At 39.5% G+C, this 22,542-nt stretch carries 15 protein-coding genes; 11 read left to right on the top strand and 4 right to left on the bottom strand.

Annotation, left to right across the window (positions count from 1 at the left end):
- The first annotated feature begins 3 nt into the window (after nucleotides 1-3).
- Entirely contained in the window at nucleotides 4-1,488 is a 1,485-nt protein-coding gene (locus HDE70_RS12410) for a PLP-dependent aminotransferase family protein (RefSeq protein WP_183890435.1), read from the top strand.
- 291 nt (nucleotides 1,489-1,779) lie between these two features.
- The gene (locus HDE70_RS12405) at nucleotides 1,780-2,991 is read left to right on the top strand and encodes a glycosyltransferase (protein WP_183890434.1); all 1,212 of its coding nucleotides are present in this window, start codon (nucleotides 1,780-1,782) and stop codon (nucleotides 2,989-2,991) included.
- A gap of 2 nt (nucleotides 2,992-2,993) precedes the next feature.
- On the opposite strand, the gene HDE70_RS12400 is transcribed toward HDE70_RS12405, so the two are convergent.
- The 4 genes from HDE70_RS12400 to HDE70_RS12385 form a co-directional block, all read right to left on the bottom strand.
- Nucleotides 2,994-5,366 carry a mechanosensitive ion channel domain-containing protein gene (locus tag HDE70_RS12400; RefSeq protein WP_183890432.1) on the bottom strand — a complete coding sequence of 791 codons (2,373 nt, stop codon included), beginning with the start codon at nucleotides 5,364-5,366 and terminating at the stop codon, nucleotides 2,994-2,996.
- 16 nt (nucleotides 5,367-5,382) lie between these two features.
- Nucleotides 5,383-6,498 (bottom strand): hypothetical protein, encoded by a 1,116-nt coding sequence (locus tag HDE70_RS12395; RefSeq protein WP_183866676.1) that lies wholly within the window; start codon nucleotides 6,496-6,498, stop codon nucleotides 5,383-5,385.
- Between the two features lie 115 nt (nucleotides 6,499-6,613).
- Entirely contained in the window at nucleotides 6,614-7,036 is a 423-nt protein-coding gene (locus HDE70_RS12390) for a secondary thiamine-phosphate synthase enzyme YjbQ (RefSeq protein WP_183866677.1), read from the bottom strand.
- Nucleotides 7,037-7,163: 127 nt separating this feature from the next.
- Nucleotides 7,164-9,596: a TonB-dependent receptor gene (locus HDE70_RS12385; RefSeq protein ID WP_183890430.1), complete on the bottom strand. Its 2,433-nt coding sequence runs from the start codon at nucleotides 9,594-9,596 to the stop codon at nucleotides 7,164-7,166.
- A gap of 97 nt (nucleotides 9,597-9,693) precedes the next feature.
- Between HDE70_RS12385 and HDE70_RS12380 the strand changes: the two genes are divergently transcribed.
- The 9 genes from HDE70_RS12380 to HDE70_RS12340 all read left to right on the top strand — a co-directional run bounded on the left by HDE70_RS12380 (nucleotide 9,694) and on the right by HDE70_RS12340 (nucleotide 22,512).
- Nucleotides 9,694-10,809 carry a PepSY-associated TM helix domain-containing protein gene (locus HDE70_RS12380; protein ID WP_183890428.1) on the top strand — a complete coding sequence of 372 codons (1,116 nt, stop codon included), beginning with the start codon at nucleotides 9,694-9,696 and terminating at the stop codon, nucleotides 10,807-10,809.
- A gap of 355 nt (nucleotides 10,810-11,164) precedes the next feature.
- Entirely contained in the window at nucleotides 11,165-12,706 is a 1,542-nt protein-coding gene (locus HDE70_RS12375) for a pyridoxal phosphate-dependent decarboxylase family protein (protein WP_183890426.1), read from the top strand.
- Nucleotides 12,651-15,104 (top strand): GNAT family N-acetyltransferase, encoded by a 2,454-nt coding sequence (locus HDE70_RS12370; RefSeq protein WP_183890424.1) that lies wholly within the window; start codon nucleotides 12,651-12,653, stop codon nucleotides 15,102-15,104. Before HDE70_RS12375 ends, HDE70_RS12370 begins: the two co-directional genes overlap by 56 nt.
- A gap of 12 nt (nucleotides 15,105-15,116) precedes the next feature.
- Complete coding sequence (locus HDE70_RS12365; RefSeq protein ID WP_183890422.1) at nucleotides 15,117-16,469, top strand: lysine N(6)-hydroxylase/L-ornithine N(5)-oxygenase family protein; 1,353 nt, start codon at nucleotides 15,117-15,119, stop codon at nucleotides 16,467-16,469.
- A 30-nt stretch (nucleotides 16,470-16,499) separates the two neighbouring features.
- Complete coding sequence (locus tag HDE70_RS12360) at nucleotides 16,500-18,314, top strand: IucA/IucC family protein (RefSeq protein WP_183890420.1); 1,815 nt, start codon at nucleotides 16,500-16,502, stop codon at nucleotides 18,312-18,314.
- Nucleotides 18,315-18,424: 110 nt separating this feature from the next.
- Nucleotides 18,425-19,414, top strand: a complete 990-nt coding sequence (locus HDE70_RS12355) for a Gfo/Idh/MocA family protein (RefSeq protein WP_183890418.1) — start codon at nucleotides 18,425-18,427, stop codon at nucleotides 19,412-19,414.
- A gap of 42 nt (nucleotides 19,415-19,456) precedes the next feature.
- Nucleotides 19,457-20,746 carry a kynureninase gene (kynU, locus tag HDE70_RS12350; protein WP_183890416.1) on the top strand — a complete coding sequence of 430 codons (1,290 nt, stop codon included), beginning with the start codon at nucleotides 19,457-19,459 and terminating at the stop codon, nucleotides 20,744-20,746.
- A complete protein-coding gene (locus HDE70_RS12345; RefSeq protein ID WP_183866686.1) occupies nucleotides 20,743-21,603 on the top strand; it encodes a bestrophin family protein in 861 nt (286 codons plus the stop codon). Before kynU ends, HDE70_RS12345 begins: the two co-directional genes overlap by 4 nt.
- Nucleotides 21,604-22,512: a histone deacetylase gene (locus HDE70_RS12340; RefSeq protein WP_183890414.1), complete on the top strand. Its 909-nt coding sequence runs from the start codon at nucleotides 21,604-21,606 to the stop codon at nucleotides 22,510-22,512. It begins immediately after the preceding gene.
- Nucleotides 22,513-22,542: the final 30 nt, after the last annotated feature.

Genomic DNA, 22,542 nt, shown 5'->3' with positions numbered 1-22,542 from the left:
TTTATGAGTAGTCCGGTTCAAATTTCTTTTCAAAGTGTTATCCGTATCGATAGGTTATTAGACCGTCCAGTGTATCTTCAAATAGCCCATCAAATGATCAATGCAATACAAAGAGGGGTGCTTTTAGCTGGAGTTCAGCTACCTGGAACGCGTAGCATGGCCGAAGACCTGAAAGTACACAGAAAGACCATTATTGCCGCGTATGATGAACTGGATGCGCAAGGATGGACTGAAATCAGGCCCAATAAAGGCACTTTTGTCAGAAATAAAGGGCCACAGGAAAATATCTCACTGCAACGTTACGATGAGAAATTTCTGACCAGCTATCCCGCAGAAACAGGTTATCGCTTTAAACAAAGTATTTTACTCGACGTTTTAACCGTCAGTTCCACAGCCGGACTGGAATTTAATGATGGTCTGCCCGATATCAGGCTGCTTCCGCTAGAAAGGTTATCTAAAGTTTACGGTGGGATATTGAAAAGTAAAACCAATTACAAGCATTTCGGCTATTCACACGTAGAAGGAAATGAATATTTCAGGGAAACACTGGCGTCCTACCTGAATAATACCAGGGGATTACATATTAATAAGAATAATATCCTGACCACCCGGGGGATTCATATGAGCATATATATGGCGTCCAGTATGCTGATTGAACCCGGGGATCTGGTTATTGTTGGCGATTTAAGTTATTACCTCGCGAATATGTGTTTTCAGCAGTGCGGAGGCAGGATTATCTCTGTTCCTGTAGATGCTGATGGAATATCTGTAGATGCGATCCGTGAATTATGCAAAACAAAAAAAATAAGGATGCTATATCTTACGCCGCATCACCATTATCCGACCACTGTTACCCTGAGTGCTGAGCGTAGAGTAGAATTGTTGCAGCTTGCCGTTACTTATGGTTTTATCATTCTGGAAGACGACTATGATTACGATTTTCATTATAATGGAAATTCGGTGCTGCCTTTAGCGAGCGCAGATACCAATGGAATGGTGGTTTATATCGGTTCATTTTGCAAATCACTGGCTCCTGGTTTTCGTTCTGGATACCTGATCGCTCCGGAAAACCTGATCCGGGAAATGGCGAAATTCAGGAGGCTTGTGGATCGGCAGGGAGATATGTTAATGGAGCAGGCACTGGCCGAATTGCTCGAGGAAAAAGAGATTCAGCGGCACCTCAAAAAAGCAGTGAAAATCTACCAGGAACGCCGGGATACTTTTGTGGATTTGCTCCGTGAACAGCTTGGGGAGGAGCTGAGTTTTTCTTCGCCGCCGGGTGGATTATCCGTCTGGACAAAATGGAATCCCCAGCTAAATCTAATGCGGATCAGTAAAAATTGTTTGAAAAGAAATCTTCATTTGCCTCAGGAGTTACTGTACCAGACAGATAGTTTTACAGCAATGAGATTGGGGTTCGGGAATCTGACAACCGGTGAACTTGAAGAGGCTGTGGGTATCTTAACGCAGGCTGTAAAAGAAAGTTAAGAATAATAAAAACACATACTATCATTTGATAGTATGTGTTTTATAACTATTTGTTATTCAGTATTTATATTTTAAATATATTATTTTTAACTTTAGTTGAAAAGATAGGTTATTTTGTTGTTATTTATTCGTGGTTTGCAGTTGAAAAAAACCGTGAATACTTGTAGTATATCTCTTCACGTTCTGTATTCCGTGTAGAAAAATGGTCTTTGTATTTTGGGACATATGACCCATTTGAGTATAGAAAAAGTATGTAAATTGTTTGACTAATACTGAAACTATAACTCAACAATGAAGAAGATCAAAATTATTGAAGCCGGCAATGAATTAGGCTTAGGAGGTACAGCATACACCATTCAGTTAATCAGTAAATTTCTGAACAAAGACAATTTCGAGGTTACAGTTGTAGGGGTAAAAGAAGGTGGGGCCAGGGTGAAACTGATTCAGGATTTGGGTGTCAATGTTGTGGTTTTAAATGGAGATGTGACTAAGCTTGCTCCACTGCTTCGGGAAACTGATGTGTTCCACTGGCACAGTGATGGTTCTCTGGATCCGGAACTTTTTGCTATCGTCAAAGCAAACAAACCAAAGCTGGTGCTGATGACCAATATCCTTGGGTTGTATAACCCTTCAGGATTCTATGACCTTATTGATTATGATCTATATATATCAAAATTGATTTTGGCCCGCAGGATGCTTGCTGATCGTAATCTGGAAGATGATTTCCCCTCCAAAAGAAAAGTATTGTCTAATCCGGTAGATGTTAACCGCATTAACAGTCTTTTGCCGACAGATAACCAGTTAAAAGCATTTAAACAGCAAAACAACCTTCAGAATTCCTTCATCGTAGGAGGGGTAGGCCGTTTGGATAATGCTAATCTTGATTTGATTACATTAGACGGATTTGCAGAATTTGCAAAAAAAGTAAAGCATGCAAAATTTCTGTTAATTGGGGCTACCCCAGAAATTCTTGAATATGCAAAGAATCTGGATATACTGGATAAACTGATTGTTTTTGATACCACATCAGATCTACAGCACCCATTGATATATTACAGTGCTATGGACATATTTCTGGTTGCAAGTAAAATTGGAGAAAGCTTTGGAATGGCTATTACAGAAGCTATGACCGTTGGTATTCCAGTTGTAGCTGTCAATAACCTGGATCGGGATAATCCACAAATTGAGCTGATTGATAATGGGCAGACAGGTTTTATTGTAGCACGTGATCAGAAAAAAATTGCTGATGTACTTTTTTTCTTATATGAAGATGAAAAAATAAGAGAAATATTATCCGAATCGGCCAGGCGTAAGGTAGCAAAAGAATATAAAGCAGATAAAATTGTCAAGAGCCTTGAAAACCTAATATATAACCACCTTTATAGCTCTATCGATATCAATGCTAAATCCCTGGTGAAAAATTACACACAGGAAATTATAAATGATTATATAAACAGATGTTCTGATGTCTGGGAGCCTGAAATCAAACGGCATGTGTTTTAAATCTATAAAATCTCAATCCCTCTTTCTTCCAGTTCATCAAAGATAACCGAATTGATAGTGCTCCTGGTATTTTCGGCCATCGAGATATCTTTACACCAAAAATAAACCTTAATTATACTGCTGGTCTTGTTTTTCGGAACAATAATCACCTTTGGCTCCTTAGCCGTGAGAATGTTGTCACTCGAAGCTACTGCTTCCTTGATTAGTTCCGTAACTTCTTCTCTGTGAAAAGGATTAGCTACTGAAAATTCGATAACCACACGCATCTGATTATTCGTCAGCGTCCAGTTGATAATATTATTAGATAAAATAGCTCCGTTAGGAATGATAATCTCTGCACCATCATCTGTCAACAAAGTACTTGCACGGATTCCGATCTCTTTAACTCTTCCTTTTTTATCACTGATCTCCACTACATCACCGATACGAACCGTTTTATCAAAGATCAGGATAATACCTGAAACGAAATTACTAACAATATTCTGAAGCCCTAAGCCGATACCTACGCCCAAAGCACCCAGCACTACGGTGATCTTATCAATTGGTAATCCTGAGGCCGCTACAGCTATTAAAAAGCCCCCTATAAGTAATACCAATTTAGTTACTATCAATTTAGAACGTTCCCCTTTGTTATCATCCAGCGAATCATCACCTGTATCCCCAAAAAAGTAAGCAATGTACTTTTGCAGAAAGTTAGCTACCCAGATGATCATCAGGAATAAGGCGATGCCCCAAAAAGTGAAAACAAGGGTTCCAATTTTTCGCTTTTCGGTTAATGCTGCCACTAACGTCGTATATAACCCATCAAATATGTTTAGATTAACCAGTAATAAAGTCAGCCAGATCAAAAACACCCCGATACCTAATAACCCGCGCAGGCTTTTGACTACAGGTTCCCAGTCGAAATGTTCAGGATAATTTTTCTTGACCCTGCTGGTTTTAATCTGTAATAAAAATGCCTCAGTGATCACTCCAGCAAGGATAATCAAGGATATTGCATGTAATAATGAACTTACAGCACTGCTATAGAAAATCTGCGTTAAAGTAAAACGGCCAAACAAATTACAGATGATCGCCAGGAAATTAAAAATGATATAGATTATGGCAACACTCTTTAGCAATCTGTATTTTACCGCTTTCTCTTTTAAAATTTTATAGCTGTACAATCCAAATGCAAGGGAGGCCATACCGAATATCAATAATAACCAGCGTTGATAACGTGCAGGCATACCCAGCGAACGCAGGATGACCGGGAAAATCAGCAGCACTACAAAAATACACCATTTGTAAAAAACGTCTCTCGGGAGTCTTTTAAAAAGTAACGCAGTAATACTTAAGGCCAGTAAAACATGAATCGATTCTATATATAACGCAGGAGCCAGTAAGTCAAAAACAGGCGCTAGCGTGAATATAAAAATCAGTGTGATCAGGTAAGGTTTTTGCCTGATAAAGGTGAAATTCAGATCTTTAACAGCGTCTAATTTGTCTCTTTGCTTCAGACTTTTGAAATTGAAATAGACCCAGAAGAAAAAAGCAGCCCCAATGACAAGCAATAAAAATCTGCTGCCCCGGGTGTACTCGAAATAATAGCCGGAAATTTGCTGCTCACTTTCTATGAACCGCTGAAAATCCACACGCTTATTCGCTTTCTGGTCCACAGATTCCCATAGATACCGCCTTTCCTTACTAAAAGCCTTAATACTCACAGACGACAATTGATTATCTGCTGTGTACTTTAATTCTCTGACTGTAATGATATTAGCAGAAGTTCTTGCCTGAAGGTTATTGATTAAACTGGTATTGGACTTGATCAGGCTATCCATCACAATACGCTTTTTGCCCAACTCTGCAAATTCAGCTTTAAACATCCGCTTTAAAGAATCTGTCTTGAAGATTTTCATCAGTACGGTATCTTTACGCAGGGTAAGAATCTGGGTTTTAAGCCCGTTTAATTCCTTCTCATAGCGTTGAAGATCATCCATACAACCCAGGTTGTTGGTTTCCAGTTCATCAAGTAAGGTCTGGTACATTTGCAGGTTCTGCACATTCAGCGTCCGGTCACCTTGTGACAAACGCTTTTTCATCAGGCCTATTGCCGCCTCGTCCTGCGTTAAATGCATGGCGATGGGCTTCAATAGATAAAAAGAGGAAGTAGTAACCTGTACCTGATTGATAGTTTCAAATACTTTACCTAACCGGAGTAAATAATCACTCTTGTTCAATACCGTTGAATCATTCAGATAAGAAAGATCACTACTCCCTTTAACAGCTTTCTTTTGCTGCGCTAAAAGCCCCGTACTATTAAAAAATAATACGATAAACAGGATCAGCAATCCTGGGCGCTGAGCAATTGAAAAATGACTGTTGAACTTCATGTATACCCCTTGGGCCTTAAATTGTTTTTTCGTAAATCCTGTATTTTTTATACGGATCTCCTTTGATTGCGCGGATTGCATTGTTCACTAAATCGTTGTGTTCCAGTGTCCATGATGCCTCCGCGTATTTTAATCCTTTAGCTTTGTAAGCTTTGATAATATTACCATATAAACAAGCTTCAATTCCCATTTTACGGTAACCTTCCACTACGCCAAGCAATAAGATCCGGATTCCTGAAACCTTTTTCTTGTTCAATAGCAGTTTAAATATACCAGTAGGGAATAACCTTCCTCTTTTAATTTTGATCAGGATTTCATTGATATCCGGAATAGCTACGCCAAAACCCACAATCTTTCCTTCTTGTTCAGCAACCAGGCAAAAATCAGGATCTAAGATCATTTTAAGATCTTTGGCCTGGTAATCATATTCTTCATCATTCAACGGCACAAAACCCATGTTTTTGTCCCATGCTTTATTATAAACTTCACGAAGGTTTTCTGCTTCCTCCTTGAATTTTTTCATGTTAATTTTACGAATAGTGATATTGCTTCGTAATAAACGTGATTGCAATTTATCCATTAATTGCACAGAACGGTCATCATAAGCATCACCATCCCATTTCCAGGCAATCAGATCTACCTGTTTTGCAAGACCATTTTGTTCCAGCAGCGCAGGATAATAAGAAGCATTATAAGGCATCATCACTACCGGACGGGAATCAAAACCCTGGATAAGTAAACCGCAAGGCTCATTGGTAGAAAAATTGACAGGGCCGACCATTTTAGTCAGACCTTTTGCCTTTAACCATTTTTCAGCTTCCTGAAATAGTAAAGATGCACTTTCTGCATCATTGATGCAATCGAAAAAACCGAAGAAACCATCATTGGAATTGTTCGCAATGTTGTGGTTATTATTTTGGATTGCGGCAATACGACCAGTTACCTGATCTCCATCATACAGTAAAAAAGTCTGTAGCGAAGAATGCTTATGAAAAGGGTGGGTAGTTAATAAATCTTTTTGAGCAATAAACAATTCCGGAACATAATACGGATCATTTTTGTAAAGCTCATGAGGAAAATCAATAAATGTTTTAAGTTCTTTTTTTGATTTTACCGCAATTATTTTTTTCATATGAATAATTTGATTGGAGAGGTTGATACCTGTTTGTAAGCCGATTTTATATTTCGGTCTTCAAATATATTCAAATGCATAATAGATTGTATGATTCGTTGGCATTTTGCCTTCATCATTCTCCCCAGGCAGTTAACATGATGGCTCTTGAACCCCCATAATTGCGGTGTTCACATAGGTAAATTCCTTGCCATGTACCCAGTGCTAAACGGCCATTACGAATTGGAATCATCAAAGAAGTATCCAGTAAAGCTGTTTTCAGATGAGCGGGCATATCATCCGATCCTTCCTCATCATGCAGATAATCCGGATCATTCTCCGGAACTGCTTTATTGAAAAATATTTCGAAATCATGGCGCACTGTCGGGTCGGCATTCTCATTAATTGTCAGCGAAGCAGAAGTATGCTGAATAAAAACCTGGCAAATGCCTGTTTTCAGTTCACTGATTTCGGGAAAGGCCTGAAGGATATCAGAAGTAATCAGGTGAAAACCTCTTTTTCTTTCTCGCAGAAGGATAGAATGCTGATAGAATTTCATTTTCGTTATTTAGGGTTCTGTCATCATCAACGATATTTCTTCTGTAATCATATAATACAGGCTAATAAAAAAAGCGGGCCTCCATTTGGAGGCCCGCTTTTAGCAGTTGATACTATTGCTATAACGACTAATAGTTTATTGTATAACTTACGTTGTAAGTACGGCCTCTGCCTAAATAATAATAAGTTTGAGGTACTCCCAGTGTGCTGTAAAGAACCTGAGCACGTTTACTCCAGATAGTTTGATACTCTTTATTTAATAAGTTTTGTACACCAAATGATAACGTTCCAAGAGGTAACTTAACATGGCCTAACAAATCTACTGTTGTATATCCTTTCAATTCGTTGTTCACATTGTCTTTCAAATCGAAAGAGCGGAAACCCTGCGCTTTAAATCCTATTGACTTATTGCTCCATCCAATAAATGCAGTTGCTTTTGACGGACTTGCATTGCTGATATCCTGTGATTTCCAGGAGTCATCCGCTTTGAACTGAGATTTGATGTATAAACCATTTCCTCCAATTTCAAAGCCACTTGGTAAGGTAGCTGAAATAGAAGCTTCAGCACCCATATTACGTTGCTTACGATCAATTACTTCAACAGCGAAGTTGGCTGTATTTGTTTTCATATCTTTATCAGACCACGAATAAAAAGCAGCAACCTGTGCATTCAGTACTTTACCGCGATGACGCCATCCTGTTTCTAACTGGTTGGTTTTTAATCCTGTAAGTGGAGAAGTAGTTACACTGCTCCCTTTCACTAAATCCCAGTTTGCACCATTCAGTGCATAAGTACCCTGGCCATAATATTTAGCCGGATCAGCCAGGTTAAAACCTTGTGCAAAGTTAACCCAAACCTGCTCAGGTGCAGAAATTTTGTAAACTAAACCACCATTTAACAAGTTCACGTCGTAGTTACTCTTACCACCTGGAATAGTAGCAGCTGTTTTGCCTAAACCAAAAATAATAGGTACTTGTGCATTAATTCCAACGAAATCGGCAACTTTCACAAACATTCTTTGTTGTCTTACACCACCTGATAAACTCAGTTTGCTTGTCAGATTCCATTGCGCCTGCATAAAACCAGAAAGACTATTGATATCAACACCAGGATAACGGCGTACTGTTGCAATTCCATTGTTGATCATTCCGCCGCTCGAAGCAGCAAGCACTCTGTCAAATACAGTTTGATTACCAATAAAGTTTTCATTATCACCATCAACACCATAAGTTAAATTAAAAGCTGACCATTGTTTGGCCAGTACTAATTTCAATGCACTATACCTGGTAGTTTGGACTGTAGAACCTGAATAAATAAGACGGCCACCTGGTATTGCCGGGTTAATCACCTGACCAGGGAAAGGGTGAAAGCTGAATTTTTCATTTCTGCTTGATCCCTGGATATATAAATCCTGACCGCCTAAAATATCAGCAGCATGGTAATCAGCATTGATCGATGCACGTGATGTTTGTGGTTTTACAGAAGATGAAAAACCATTTCTCATTTCCAGAAGTTCTGGTTTAGATAATAAACCTGCATAATTGGCACCCAGGAAAAGATCTTTATTGCCTACATAACCAGAATTGTAATACTGGGCGTTTACTTTCAAAGTTTGTTTAGCAGTTAACTTAAACTCCGTATTTGCGAAAATATCAAAAGATTGGTTGTACTGTAAATCTGTTTGCGTGATATCTGTGAAAATCTGTTTGTTACTTGCATCAAAAGCAGCATTGTTTTTTTGATAAGCAATACCGATTCTTCCTTTAAAGTTCTCACTACCACCCGAAATAGACTGTGCAAAACGTACATCATGATCTGCATTTTGCTTTAAACCACTGCGGATACCAGTCTCAGTAGTGAAAGCAGGAGGGCCAGCCTGGCCCTTTTTAGTGATAATATTGATAATTCCACCAGTTGCGCCGCCACCATAAATTGAGCTCGCTCCAGAAAGTACTTCAATGCGTTCAATATTGAAAGGATCAACCGAATCAAACTGTCTGCTCACCGATCTGGTACTGTTTAAAGACACCCCGTCAATCATAACCAGTACATTTCTGCCTCTTAAGTTCTGACCGAAGTTGGTACGTCCTTCAGGACCGGCATCCAAACCAGGGATTAATCTGGCTAAAGCCTCTTTTAAGCTTACGCCGCCTTTGATTTGCTCCTGTAAACGCTGATTGTCAATGATCCAGACTGTTCCTGGAATTTCACTAACCTTACTCGGTTTACGTGAAGAAACCACGACAACTTCATCCATGGTATTGCTCGGATCAAGTGCCAGCTCCAATTTTAACTGCTGGTCCTTAACCAAAGTTACTTTTCTAACAGTTTGGTTGTAACCGATATAACTCACAATCAGATTGTAAGTACCTGGCTCAAGTTTTAATTCAAAATGTCCTTCCTTGTCAGTACTGGTTTCCAGCTTTTTGCCCTCAATTTTGACATTTGCTCCGCTAAGCGGTTCGGTATTGTTACTAATGATTCCGCTTACCGTCTGCGCACTAGCGCCTGCCGTAAAAGCAATCATTAATATTAAAATTAAGTATAGATTTTTTCTCATGTGTTTGGTTTTTTGATTTTTACACCGCAAAGCAATGATTTATTTGGATTAATTCCAAATAATGCTTTATTTTTATATTTTTGATCAAATATTAAGAATGAACTTGAAAAAGATAGCGCGTCTCGCACACAGATGGTTGGGTTTAACCTCTGGTTTAGTGGTATTTATTGTGAGTATAACAGGCTGTCTATATGCCTTCCAGGATGAAATAAGAGATGCTACAGAACCCTGGCGTAAAATCGAAGTACAAAATAAGCCAGTCCTTTTACCCTCCAAACTCAGTGCAATCGCAAAAGGAGTTCACCCCGAACTCCAGGTAGACAGGATCGTTTATGTAAGTAAAGACAGGGCAGCGGTAATCTTTTTAACCGGAAAAGGGCAATTCTACACTGTCCATATTAATCCGTACTCTGGCCAGGTACTCCATGATCAAAACCTGCGCAAAGACTTTTTTACTATTGTCCAGTTTATCCATATCTACCTGCTATTGCCCGGGCCAATCGGGAAAATGGTAGTTGGTGTATCCGTATTTATATTTTTATTCATGCTGATTAGCGGAGTGATCATCTGGTGGCCTAAACGAAAAACACAAGTTAAACGGTCATTGACCATTAAATTCAATGGAAAATGGCGACGTGTAAACTATGATCTGCATAGCGTTTTAGGAGTTTATACTTGCGTAATCGCTTTTGTTCTGGCCTTTACAGGTTTGTCGATTAGTTACGACTGGTTGAAAACAGGAGTGAAGAACACTGTTAATTTAGGGAGTACTTACGCTTTTGAGGAAAAAATACCGATGGTTAAGATAACTAAGTTATTGGACTCCAATAAATTATTGGATGTTGCCTTTTTGGAAAGCTTAAAAAAATCTCCGCATTCAGATATGTTCCTGATTGCTCCTCTCGTAAAAGGTTCAGCAGTACTGGACATCACTGTTTATGAAAAAGCACTGTTCTATTACAAAAGTGACCGGTATTACTTTAATGCCAACACTGGTGCTTTAGTCAAAGAACTGGCTCACCGTAACAAAAGCAACGGACTAAAATTAAATGAAATGTCTTATGATCTGCACACCGGGCAAATACTTGGTACAACAGGTAAGATTATTGCCTTTATGTCCAGTTTCATCTGCGCCAGCTTACCCTTAACCGGTTTCCTTTTCTGGAGAGGCAAGCGAAAAGACAAGCGAAGAGCCCTCGCAAATAAAAGTTAAAAATATTTCTTTCTTTTTATTGGTTTAGCAGCGAATCCACTGTGTGGAACTCGTATGTTAAAAAAATATTAACTCAATTATTTAAGAAATAATATTAAAATATCGTTGTGAATCAGTTATTTGCGTCATTATTGGTAATTAGTCTAAATATAATTTGTAATTGTTCTAAATAACATCTTACTTAGCGAAGAAATTTAAACTGTAATGAAGAAGAGGATCCTAAACCTTGTTTTCGCCCTTATTGGTTTCCCTTCTGCTGATTTAAATGTGCACTGGACTTCATGTTTGTGCAGGACAATAAACACGCTTATTAATAACCCCAAATTATATAAAACCGTGAATAATTAAGACCGATATGCTATCAATCAACCTACAAGAAGAACAGTTAACTACATTATTCGAAAATAATCCTCAAAAAGATATTTTCCATCACGACAATCAAGAAGAATATCTGGATGCCATAGGTAAGGTAAGCCTTGCAGTAAAGCGTTTCCTGGATACCAATAAAAAGCCATTCAGTGGAGTGACCCCGGCAGAACTACGGCCATTATTTGCAAAAGTGGATTTTGATAAACCCTTACCAGACTATGATAGTCTTTTGGATGAAGTGGAGAACTTATACACGAACCACGCTGTAGCCTTTCATCATCCGGAATATATTGCCCATTTAAATTGCCCGCTGGTTATTCCTGCAATTGCAGCAGAAGTGATGATCTCTTCTATCAATTCATCATTAGATACCTGGGATCAAAGCGCTGGCGGAACCTTGATGGAGCAAAAGCTGATTGAATGGACTTGTAAAGAAATCGGCTTCGGCGAACTGTCAGATGGGATTTTTACCAGTGGAGGTACTCAAAGTAACTTGATGGGCCTGCTGCTGGCCAGAGACCATTATGCCTTTAAACTTCTGAACCACAATATTAAACAAGACGGTTTGCCAGCTGAAGCTTCACGTTTCAGGATCTTTGTTTCAGAGATGGCCCACTTTAGCATCCAGAAAAACGCTTCCTTATTGGGACTGGGCGAAAAAGCAGTTGTAAAAATTAAAACCGACCGTAGCTTTAGAATGAACTCTGTGCTGCTGGAAGACGCAATTCAACAGGAAATTGCATTAGGAAATATTCCGATTGCGATTGTAGGTACCGCGGGAACGACCGATTTCGGGAATATTGATCCCTTACAAGAGATAGGCCGTTTAAGTACTAAATATGACTTATGGTTCCATGTAGACGCTGCCTATGGCTGTGGTTTACTGTTAGCTAATAAATCCCGCAAGCTGATCAATGGAATCGAACTGGCCCATTCAGTAACCGTAGATTATCACAAATCATTCTTTCAGCCTGTAAGCAGCGGCGCCTTTTTGATCAAAGACAAGAAGTTTTTTGGTTTGATTACACACCATGCTGACTACCTGAACCCTAAAGATCACGATCATGACGGTTTACCTAATCAGGTCAATAAATCTATTCAGACTACCCGCCGTTTTGACGCTTTAAAACTTTGGTTTACGCTGAGAATGATGGGTAAAGAAAAATTGGGGGGGTATTTTGAGACGATTATTCATACCGCTGCTCAAATTGCTGCTATGTTGCAAGCAGATCCAGCATTTGAACTGATGAACGAATCTGATATCAGCGCACTTGTTTTCCGTTACAACCCAAGAGACGGACAAGCAGACCTTTGCGCAATGAACCAGTTTATCAAAAAAAGTATGTTCAACCGTGGAGAAGCACTTGTTGCAGGTACTAAAATCAACAAACAATTCTACCTCAAATTTACATTGCTTAACCCGCTCACTACAATTGACCACGTTAAAAACATCTTCAACATCATCAAACAACATGGAAACGAATACCTACAATTTAATAAAACTACAACAGAATTCTGGAGAAATTAATTTCAATTCTCTCTTAAACAGCTATTGCAGGGAGTTTAGTAATTGGAGCCGTTACCAGGGAATTCCCAGATATGACCAGCCTCTGGCTGACTATCTGGAAATAACAGGCCATCAATTACACTTACGATTCGATTTTTCTGAGTTTGGATTTGAAGTATTTGCCCCTTTAAAGCACTATGCAGAAAGCGGAAGACACGTGTTTTACTTTCCTGTGATCTCACGTGAACTGGCAACTGATGAAATTAAGTCTATAGATGCTTTACGCTTTATGGAACTGATTATTTTATTTGCAGGCGCAGAATTTCCGGAAATCAATGCTGAGCTGGTAAAATCGCGCTTGTCGAACAGCATAGAGAACTTAACGAAGTATCAGGAGTACTTTAACCGTACGGGGAAACTGGTCAATAGAGTGAAAATGAACTTTATTGAAACAGAGCAATCCTTAGCACTGGGACATAACTCACACCCGCTGACCAAAGGCAGAATGGGTTTTAAAAACGAGCAGGAGTTATTAAAATACTCTCCTGAAACTGCTGGAGAATTCCAGTTAGCTTATTTTTTGATAGCCCCAGATCAGGTGATAGAGAAAAATGCAGAAGGATTTGATATTACTGATACTTTTAAGACAGAATTATTAAATGCAATTCCGGCAGATCACCAGGTAAAATCATTAATAGAGCAGCATCCAGACTGGAAAGTATTGCCAATACATCCCTGGGAGGCAGAATATCTGCTAAGCCAGCCAGAAGTAAAAGCAATGGAAAAAGAGGGACTATTGTATAGTCTGGGCAACTGGGGTGCTATATATACGCCCACTTCTTCAGTACGCACGGTGTACAACCGCGAAAGTGACTGGATGTATAAATTCTCACTGCATGTGAAAATTACCAACTCTGAGCGTGTGAACTTAACCCGGGAACTGCACCGCGGATATGATGTAAGCCGTTTATTAAAAACAGAGCTGGGTAAAAACTTGAAAAAAGAGTTCCCGGAAATTGAATTTGTAACTGACCCTGCTTTTTTCTCTGTAAAGTATCAAGGCAAATTTATCGATGGCTTTAACACCAGTATCCGTCACAATGCATTTAAAGGCGAAGCCGGGGATAAAAATGTGACTTTATTGGCTGCATTATGCCAGGATAGCCTATTGGGTGAAAAACCAAGAATAGTAAATGTCATTCAGCACGCTGCAAAACTTAAAAATAAGCCCGTTGATCAGGTAGCTATCAATTGGTTCAAGCAATATCTGCATATCTGTGCAGGCCCGATTGTCGGGATTCTGAACAAATACGGAATGGCCTTTGAATTTCATCAGCAAAATGTAATGGTGGAGCTGGATAGCCAGAATTTTCCGGCTAAACTTTATTTCAGAGATAACCAGGGCTTCTTTTTCAGAGCAGGAAAAGCAGAAGAACTCTTAAGCTATTTGCCGGATTTAGCTCAGGAAAGCGGATCTATTGTACCGGAAGCTTTAATCTTTCCAAAATTAACCTATTACCTGCTGATTAATAATCTGCTGGGTATTGTGAATGCGCTGGGTTGCAATGGCCTGGCAGACGAGAGAACATTGATTGATCTGATTTACCTTGAATTTAAGCAATTTGAAGAATCAGATACTACTGGTTTTGTTGATTATGTGATTAACAGCAGAAGCTGGGAAGTGAAAGGTAACCTGCTGACCAATCTGATTAATATAGACGAAGCGAGTGCCCCAATTGATAATCCGGCAATTTACAGAGCATATCCTAATCCTTTAAACAAGTATTTTTTCTGCGATAACCTGATCAAACCAAAAATTGACGAGGTCATTTACAGCAGATATTTTCCTAAGGAAGACATCACCATCTCGCTGCGTTCATTTGATGTAGACAGGGATCTGGAGATGGCACATGACTGGTTTAACCAGGAACATGCTAAACCAATCTGGAAAATGGACGGGCCAATCAAAGATCTGGAAACCTTTTACCGAACCTTGATCCCAAGTGATCATTCTCATAGTATTATCGGAGAAATTAATGGCGAACCCACTTTCACTATCGAACCTTACTGGCCGATGCGTGATACCGTAGGTGCGTATTATGAAGCTTTGGCCACAGATTACGGAGCACATTTGTTAATTGCGCCGACCGATAAGAATAAAAAATACAGTTTCTGTATTGGACAGATGATTATGGACCTGGTATTTATGAATCCGGTTGTGGGGAAATGTATTGGTGAAGCGGCTGTAGAGTCCAGAGCGATGCACATTTTCGTAACCAGGTTAGGTTTCAAATTCCAGCGTGTTATAAAAATGCCAGCTAAAGATGCAAACTTAACTTTTTGCTATCGGGAGTGGTATTGGGAAAAATTCCCGGAAAGTAAAGATGTAGCGTTAACAGGCCAGGTGGCCGGAGTATAAATTCTGAGAATAATGAAAACACAAAAGATTTACGATATCATAGGTATTGGTATCGGACCCTTTAACCTGGGAATGGCCGCACTTGCAGCACCTTTAGAAGATTTGTCTGTTATATTTTTCGATCAGGCTGCGGTTTTTAACTGGCATCCTGGAATGATGCTGAACGATGCTACCCTTCAGGTTCCGTTTATGGCCGACCTGGTAACTTTAGCAGATCCAACAAGCCCTTACAGCTTTCTGAATTTTATCAAACAAACCGATCGTTTATATAAATTCTATATCCGGGAAGATTTTTATATCCTGCGTAAAGAATACAACGCCTATTGCAAATGGGTAATTGCACAATTGCCTTCCTGTCAGTTCAACCAGAAAGTGCTGAGCACTGATTATGATGAAGCAGCGCAGCTTTATAAATTGATCGTAGAAGATCAGCGTAGTTTAGAAAAACAAGTTTATTATACGCGTAAACTAGTTTTGGGTACAGGAACAATCCCTAAAATGCCAGACTTTGCGGAGCCGGGCAAACAAGCTAACGTAATTCATACTTCAGCTTACCTGGATAAAAAGAGTGAATTGCTGAAGCAGCAAAGCGTAAGTATTATTGGTTCAGGACAGAGTGCCGCAGAGATTTTCTATGATCTTTTGCCGGAAACAGAAAATGGATTAAAACTTAAATGGTTTACCCGTCCGGATCGCTTTTTCCCGATGGAATATTCCAAACTTACTTTGGAACTCACTTCACCGGAATACGTAGATCATTTCTATAATCTGCCTGATGGAAAACGCAAACAAGTTCTGAGCAAACAAAATTCATTGTTTAAGGGCATAAATTATAGCTTAATCAATCAGATTTTTGATAAACTGTATGAATTAAGCGTGGATGGTGAGGAACCAAATGTTAAATTAAGCCCAAATTGCCAGTTGAATAACATCTCTACCGCTGAAGATGGCAGTTCAAACTTACATTTTTACCATACAGAGGTAGAAAAGGAATTTGTGGAGCAAACTGATTTTGTCGTATTGGCTACAGGTTATAAATATAAAGAACCCACCTTTTTGCAAGGCATTCACCATCGTATATCCCGTAATGAAGACAATTTGTACGGTGTAGGCCGTAATTACGCGATCGATATGAATGGTAATGAAATTTTTGTTCAGAATGCAGAATTGCATACCCATGGTTTCGTGACCCCGGATTTAGGGATGGGTGCTTACCGGAATTCTTCTATTATCAATACCGTGTTAGGCAGAGAAGCCTATAAAGTTGAAAAGAAAATTGCCTTCCAGACATTTGGTGTGGCAACAGCCGATGAATCAGAAAACCCACTTAAAGATATTCTTGTAACAGAAAACCTGGCAGTTTAAACCCCGCTGTCACCAGTTAAAATACAGACCATGAATTACAATCATTTTGACAATATTAAACCGCTTAAAAAAGCAGTTTGGGATAAGGTGAATTTAAATTATATCGCCAAAGCCATTGTAGAACTAATGCACGAAAAACTTGCAGTACCTGAAATTACAGGAACAGATGCTGCTGGTTTGACACATTTCCGATTAAATACGGATCACGAAAATATCTATTATACCTTTGCTGCAAGTCTTCGTGCCCTGGATTACTGGCACATTCAGAAAGAATCGCTGCGTAAATTTGTAGATGAAGCAGCCGTACCTTTAAATAATGCGCCTGCATTTTTCACTGAAACACAACAGACTTTTGGTGTGAAATCGTTTACGCTTGCACATTTCGTGGAAGAAACGCTGAACACCTTATATGCTGATGCGTTTATTCATGAAAAGGGACGGTTAACCGCAGATCAGCTTGCTGATGCAGATTATCAGACTATTGAAAGTCAGATGGACGGACATCCATGGGCAACCATTAATAAAGGCAGGATTGGATTTAACCACAGTGATCAGGGTAAATATGCACCGGAAGCAGGGCAGTCTACACAATTAGCCTGGTTAGCTGTTCATAAAAAACGTGCTGACTTTAAATCTCTGGCATCCATCGATATGGCCTCTTTTTATGAAGATGAATTAGGTTTTGAGCAGCTTAACCAGTTTAATGAAATATTGAGCGCAAAGCACTTAAATCCGTCGGATTATCTGTTTATTCCTGTTCATGAATGGCAATGGAATAACAAGATCGTTTTACAGCTTGCCCATGATATTGCCAGTCAATATGTTGTGCCATTGGCTTTAGGTAATGATCTTTATAAATGCCAGCAAAGTATCCGTACTTTCTTCAATATAAGTAATCCACGTAAACACTACGTTAAAACTGCGATTTCTATCTTAAATACTTCGATATTCAGGGGTTTATCTCCTAAAAAACTAGCGATTGCCCCAAGAGTTACCCAATGGGCAAAAGATATGCTGGACGGCGATGACTATCTGAAAGAAACTAAGGTAGTTTTATTAGGAGAAGTGGCAACAGCTGCCTATACTCATCCTCAGTATAGTGCAATCCCTCAGTCTCCTTATCAGTATCAGGAGTTTTTAGGCGTAATCTGGAGAGAAAGCGCAGAGAATTACCTTCATGAAGGAGAGAAAATTATGACGATGGCAAGTTTGCTGTATGTCGATGATCAGGGGAAAAGCCTTGTTGGGGCAATGATTGAAAAATCAGGAATTACCCCGCAAGAATGGCTTCAGGCTTATTTAAAGGCTTACCTTAAACCAATCTTAAGAATATTTTATAAGCATGCTTTTTTCTTTAGTCCGCATGGAGAAAATACGATTTTGGTGATGAAAGATTATATCCCTCAGCGGATCATCATTAAAGACTTTGTAGAAGAGATCGTATTGACAGAAGAATCAAAAGCTAAATTGCCGGAGGATCTGGTTAATGTGCTGAGAGAAATTGATGATGAATTGGCGCCGTTATTCATTTTATCAGGGATTTTTGATGCTGTATTCAGGTATTTAAGTAATGTTTTCCATTCTTATGCCGGTTTGAATGAAGAAGAATTCTGGAAAAACGTAGCGAATACTATTTTAGAATTCCAGGAAGAAAACCCTGAACTGGCTGATAAATTCACGAAATTTGATTTGTTTGTTCCTGAATTCGCAAGGGTTTGCATCAACAGGGTCCGTTTATTGACACATGGATATAGTGAAAGTACAGATGTACCAACTCCCGAAGTAATCGGGACTTTGGTTAACCCTGTCGCTTTTGCAATGGAAGTTAAGGAACAGGCTGTTTAAGTTTTTTACCTTTTCAATAGAGCGTATAGAGACTGTATATTATTTACAATCGCTATACGCTTTTTGGGTTTCAGGATTATTATCATATTTACCAGCTTAAACTAAATAAAATGCAGAATACAATAAAATGGGGAATGATTGGATGCGGAGACGTGACAGAAGTAAAAAGCGGCCCTGCTTTTAATAAAGTTGCTAATTCTGGTTTAGTAGCTGTGATGAGCAGAAATGCTGAGAAAGCGGAAGATTATGCGAAGAGACACCAAATCCCAAAATGGTATAACAATACACAGGAATTAATTGATGACCCTGAAATCAATGCCATATATATTGCGACACCACCATTATCACACGAAGAATTAACAATTGCAGCCCTAAAGGCGGGAAAACATGTCTATGTGGAGAAGCCAATGGCTGTCCATGCAGCGGCGGGTAAAAAAATGGTTGAAGCTGCTTCATTATATAACAGGAAGCTAACTATTGCACATTACCGCAGAGAACAACCAGTCTTTAAAAAAATTAAAGCACTGCTGGACGAACAGGCGATTGGAGCTGTCAAGTTTATCAAGCTTGATTATTTACAACCATCCCTGACAACGCAGGAACTGGCAGATCCGAAAATTCAGTGGCGTATAGATCCTGCGATTGCTGGCGGCGGCTTGTTTCATGACATCGCACCTCATCAATTAGACCTGATGTTATATTTTTTCGGGCCAATTGAAAAAGCAATTGGAATTTCAGGTAATCAAGGCGGTTTATACCAGGCAGATGACCTGGTGACAGGAGTATTGAAATTCAAAAATAACGTGTTTTTTAATGGAACGTGGTGCTTTGATATGCCTTTAGCCACTCAAAAAGACCTTTGCACGATTACCGGATCAAAAGGTACTATCTCTTTTGCTGTTTTTGGACCAGGTAAAATAGAGCTAACAGTAAACGGAGAAACAACTATTTTTAATTTCGATGCACTTCAGCATGTACAACAACCGATGATTGAGGCAACTGTTCGCTATTTCTTAAATGAATCGGCTAATCCTTGTATTGCAGCAGATGGGCTGACTGTGATGGAAATTATTGATCAGTTTTCAAACCATAATGCTTAAAATTGCAAAAAGCATTACGTTGAGCCGAATAATTACGAAAATATGAACTTTCAAAATACATTATCATTTGCCAGGACGATGGATCAACAAGATCCCTTGCGAAAATTCCGTGATGAATTTTTATTTCCACAGCAAAATGGTAAACCTTTTATATATCTGTGTGGCAATTCACTCGGACTTCAGCCCAAATCTGCACGTGAGGTGCTTGGAAAAGAATTAGACAACTGGCAGAACCTGGCAGTAGAAGGCTGGTTTGAGGGAGATAGCCCATGGATGTTTTATCATAAAGAGCTTAAGAAATTAATGGCACCGATTGTAGGTGCGCTTCCTGCGGAAGTTTGCCCCATGAATACGCTGACGGTTAATCTTCATTTATTACTGGTGAGTTTTTATCGCCCGCAGCAGAAAAGATTTAAGATCATTATGGAAGCCGGCGCTTTTCCTTCTGATCAGTATGCATTAGAAAGTCAGGTTCGTTTTCATGGTTATGATCCCGCAGAAGCCATTATTGAGGTCGCTCCAAGAGCTGGTGAATATACCTTAAGAACAGCAGATATTATTGCACGCATTGCTGAAAATGCAGATGAGCTGGCCTTGGTTTTGTTTGGTGGAATTAACTACTTTACAGGTCAGTGGTTTGATATGAAGGCTATTACTGAAGCTGGTCATGCTGCTGGCGCAGTTGTAGGATTTGATCTGGCACATGCCGCTGGGAATGTTCCCGTGCAATTGCATGATTGGGATATAGATTTCGCTTGCTGGTGTTCCTATAAATATCAGAATAGCGGACCTGGAGGAATAGGCGGCATATTTGTTCATGAGAAACATTTTGAAGATGATGCATTGAACCGTTTTGCAGGATGGTGGGGATATAAAGAATCTACCCGTTTTAAGATGGAAAAGGGTTTTGTACCTGAACCGGGAGCAGACGGCTGGCAGATCAGCTGTTCGCAGGTGATGCCAATGGCTTTATACTATGCTTCGCTGCAAATTTTTGAAGCTGCTGGTTTTATGGGGCCTATCAGGGATAAGAGTAAGCTTTTAACAGCATATTTGATTTATATCATAGACCAGGTGAATCTGGCTATCGGGCATCAGCAGTACCAGGTGATAACACCGGAAAATGAAAATGACAGGGGTACGCAGGTTTCTATTATTGCTTCTGGAAATGCCAAAGGAGTTTTTGAGAAACTGGTCGCGCATAATGTATTGGGTGACTGGAGAGAGCCGAACGTGATTCGTTTGAGTCCTGTACCTTTATATAATTCTTTTGAGGATGTGTTCCTGACAGGTGAATTGTTATTGAAAATAAGTAAAGAGATTGCCGTATGATAAATTACAATCCTAAAGATTGGTTCACCTTTATTTTTCATATCCATAAGGCGGATACGTTTCGGAAATTATGGCCGCTCATGCTTAGTGTTGCTGTATTTTCTGGTATCATTGCCTATACGGAGCTTCATTTTTTAAAGTTAGCACAAACGGCGACAGTCAAGAATATCGGTATGATGCATAGTCTGCTGGGGTTTGTGATTTCCATGTTATTGGTTTTCCGGACAAATACTTCTTATGACCGTTGGTGGGAGGGCAGAAGATTATTAGGGGAACTGACAAATATCAGCCGTAACCTGGCTATCAAGATCAAATCTTTAAAGTTAGGTGAAAAGGAGTATGAATATTTCAGCTATGCGATTCCTAAGTATGCTTTTGCATTGAAAGAACATTTGCGGGAAAAGCAATATTTCGGTAAAAACAGTTTTTTGGTGGAGGTTGATGGGGGGAAGCATATTCCTAATCAGGTTGCAGCAAGTCTTTCTGCGCGGATTTTCGATTTAGAAGCAGCGGGTAAGATTTCCGGGGAACAACTGATTATATTGAGTGGCGATCTGAACCGTTTTACGGATATTTGCGGAGGATGTGAGCGGATCAAAAAGACGCCCATTCCTTTTTCTTATAGTGCTTTTATCAAAAAGTTCTTGTTTATCTATGTGATCACCTTGCCATTCGGCTGGGTTTTTAGCCTGGGTTATTTCGTGATTCCGATCGTACCATTTATATTATATGTACTGGCGAGTTTGGAGCTGATTGCTGAGGAAATAGAAAATCCATTCGGGCAGGATGCGAATGATTTGCCTGTAGATGAGATTTGTAATAATATTGAAAAGCATGTGGGGGAGATTCTGAATTAAATGACAAAAATAGCTTATCATCCTATATATGCACATCCTTTACCGGAGGGGCATCGTTTCCCGATGTTAAAGTATGAATTGATACCGGAACAGTTATTACATGAGGGCGTGATTACTACAGATCAGCTTTTTGCACCTGAACAGCTGAGTGAAGAGATTGTATTGTTATCACATGATCCTGGATATTGGGCACAATTGAGAGATTTTACTTTACCGCCAAGAGAACAGCGCAGGATCGGTTTCCCGCTCAATGCGCAGTTATTGGAACGCGAGCTGAGAATTGCGCAGGGAACTATTGACGGAGCTTTGTTCGCCAAAGAGTCTGGTCTTGCTTTTAATGTGGCTGGTGGAACACATCATGCGGGTTCTGATTGGGGCGAAGGGTTTTGTTTATTGAATGATCAGGCAATTGCTGCGAATTATCTGTTGAGTAAAGGAATTTATAAACGGATTTTGATTATAGATTTAGATGTGCATCAGGGGAATGGTACAGCTCAGATTCTGGAAAATGTACCGGGTGTATTTACTTTTTCTATGCATGGGGAAAAGAACTTTCCTTTCCGCAAAGAGGTTTCTGATTGGGATATTGGGTTGGATGTGGGGACCGGGGATGATGTTTATCTTTCTTTGCTTGCACATGTGCTGCCAGAACTTTACCAGCGGCATCAACCTGAGTTTGTTTTTTATTTATCAGGTGTGGACGTTTTAGCTACAGATAAGTTAGGAAAACTGGGTATGAGTAAGCAAGGATGCATGGCGCGGGACAGCATGGTTTTTCAGTTTTGCAAAGAACACGGGCTGCCGGTGCAGGTGAGTATGGGAGGAGGGTATTCACCCTCGATTAAAGATATTGTAGAAGCGCATTGTAATACCTTTAAGGCAGGTCTGGATTTGTTATCTCCAATTTAAGGCTTTCAATTTTTTTTAACATCCTTTCAG

This window comes from Pedobacter cryoconitis (genome assembly GCF_014200595.1).
Lineage (GTDB): Bacteria > Bacteroidota > Bacteroidia > Sphingobacteriales > Sphingobacteriaceae > Pedobacter > Pedobacter cryoconitis_C.
The sequence above is the reverse complement of the archived record's forward strand: the minus strand, read 5'-3'. Positions and strand labels throughout refer to the sequence as shown.